General features: G+C 75.2%; 2 protein-coding genes and 1 pseudogene. 2 read left to right on the top strand and 1 reads right to left on the bottom strand.

Features of this window, described 5'->3' with window-relative positions:
* Positions 1 to 163 (bottom strand): annotated as a pseudogene (locus AA75_RS52845) (carbonic anhydrase); the annotation flags it as partial.
* 521 nt (positions 164 to 684) lie between these two features.
* Between AA75_RS52845 and rsmH the strand changes: the two are divergent.
* Together rsmH and AA75_RS46490 are read left to right on the top strand one after the other, a co-directional pair.
* Positions 685 to 1653 (top strand): 16S rRNA (cytosine(1402)-N(4))-methyltransferase RsmH, encoded by a 969-nt coding sequence (rsmH, locus tag AA75_RS36410; protein WP_033824687.1) that lies wholly within the window; start codon positions 685 to 687, stop codon positions 1651 to 1653.
* Between the two features lie 88 nt (positions 1654 to 1741).
* Positions 1742 to 2303 (top strand): septum formation initiator family protein (locus AA75_RS46490; RefSeq protein ID WP_063794514.1); only part of this gene is annotated, 562 nt, incomplete at its 3' end.

Raw genomic sequence — 2303 nt, 5'->3', positions numbered from 1 at the left:
CCATGCACGCGACCACGGCGACCTGCTGGACCGGGCGGGCGTCCATGCCGCCGTCGCGGAAGTCGACGGCGTAGCTCCGGTTGGATCCGACGAAGCGGTCGATGACCGACTCGGCGGGGTTGGCAGCGGCGGTCGGCGTGGGCCGGTCGGGGGTCACTGTCATGGGGACGACGGTAATGGGATCCGGGCCCGCGCGGGACGGGTGATCGCCGTTCGAATCCGCGCCGTGACCGGGCCCCGAGCGGAATGCGAGTCGCCGCTCGCGGGTACGCCCCGGATTGCCCCGGTTGGTCCCGGCGCGGGCCGCCGCCGTGCGCCGATCGGCCACGGTCACCCGGACGACCGCCCCGACCTGCGAATATCCATACCTCCGCCCGGGTGGCGCGCCGGTGCGGACCGTTGACTCGGCGGTGGCCCGCGATAGGCTGGCGCCGCCCCGGAGCACAGTCCGCGCAGATCGTCAACTGTGTCTCCCCGGCCGGTCGCTGCGGCCCCCGCGCCGCCCGCGGCCTCCACCCGCTCCTGGCCTCCCGGCACACCTTCCCCGGTGCCTGGCGGCCCCTCCTTCCCCGGGCGAGCGGGCGGGGACCACGGGCGGCGTGCTGCCGCCGCGGCCCGGTGGGCCAGAATGGGAGCAGCCGTCCGGCCCCGGACGGACGCACCGAGGAAGGGCGCCACCGCGCAATGACGAACGACGCTCCGGCACCCAAGCACGTCCCGGTGATGCTGCAGCGCTGCGTGGACGCGCTGGCGCCCGCCATCGCGGCGCCCGGCGCGGTGGTGGTGGACGCCACCCTCGGGCTCGGCGGCCACAGCGAGGCGCTGCTGACCCAGTTCCCCGAGGTCCGGCTGGTCGCCGTGGACCGGGACCCGGCGGCGCTGAAGCTCTCCGGCGAGCGGCTGGCCCCCTTCGGCGAGCGGGCCACCCTGGTGCACGCCGTCTACGACGAGATCCCGCAGGTGCTGGCCGACCTCGGCATCCCCGAGGTCCAGGGCGTCCTGTTCGACCTGGGCGTCTCCTCGATGCAGTTGGACGAGGCCGAGCGCGGCTTCGCCTACGCCCAGGACGCCCCGCTCGACATGCGGATGGACCAGACCCGCGGCCTGAGCGCCGCCGAGGTGCTGAACACCTACACCCACGGCCAGCTGGCCCGGATCCTCAAGGTCTACGGCGAGGAGCGGTTCGCCGGGAAGATCGCCTCGGTGATCGTCCGCGAACGCGAGAAGGAACCGTTCAGCACCAGCGCGCGTCTGGTCGAGTTGGTACGCAACGCCATCCCGGCCGCCACCCGGCGCACCGGCGGGAACCCGGCCAAGCGCACCTTCCAGGCGCTGCGGATCGAGGTCAACGGCGAGCTGGAGGTGCTGGACCGGGCCATCCCGGGCGCACTCGACTCGCTGGCCGTCGGAGGGCGGATCGTGGTGATGTCCTACCAGTCGCTGGAGGACCGCCTGGTCAAGCAGTACCTGGCGGCCGGGGCCACCAACACCGCGCCGCCCGGCCTGCCGATCATCCCCGAGGAGCACCAGCCCCGGCTGAAGCTGCTCACCCGGGGCGCCGAGCTGGCCACCGAGCAGGAGATCGAGGAGAACCGGCGCGCCGCCCCCGTACGGCTGCGGGTGGCGGAGAGGATCAGGGCAGCCCGGGGCTGACCCGACAGGTGCGTGACGGGCAGCCGGGGAACGGGACGGGCCGGGCAGGACGGGACGAGCCAGGGAAACGGGACGAGGGAGGGCGGCGGTGCCGGTGGCCGGCCAGGGGGCCTGGGGGAGCGGTCGGCTCCCGGGGCAGAGCGGCAGGGCGCGGATCACCGTGCGCCCCGGCGCCCGCCAGATCCGCGGGCGCACCCCGTTCGCCGTCCTGGTGGTCGCCCTGCTGACCGCCGGGCTGCTCGGGCTGCTGATGCTCAACACCGCGCTCAACGAGAACTCCTTCGAACTCTCCCGGCTCAAGCGGCAGACCACCGAGCTGACCGACCGCAAGCAGTCGCTGCAACGCGAGATCGACCAGTTCTCCGCCCCCGACGCGCTCGAACGGCGGGCCCGCGACCTCGGCATGGTGCCCGGCGGCGACCCGGTGTTCCTGACCGACGACGGCACCGTGCTCGGCAAGCCCGCCCAGGCCCAGGACGGCCCGCCGGTCAAGCGCACCGACAACGGCCTGTGGCAGCAGGCCCCGGCCGCCGCGCCCGCCTCCCCGCTGCCCTCCCCGCAGGCGTCCGCCCCGGCGCCGTCCGGGCAGGGCGGCGCGCCCACCCCGCCGGCCGCGGTGGGCGGCGGGGTGGAGATCGCCCCGCTGCCGC

Origin of the sequence: Kitasatospora sp. MBT63 (assembly GCF_000710465.2) — a bacterium.
Taxonomy (GTDB): domain Bacteria; phylum Actinomycetota; class Actinomycetes; order Streptomycetales; family Streptomycetaceae; genus Kitasatospora.
Note: the sequence above shows the minus strand (reverse complement) of the source record. Positions and strands in the feature narration are given on the sequence as shown.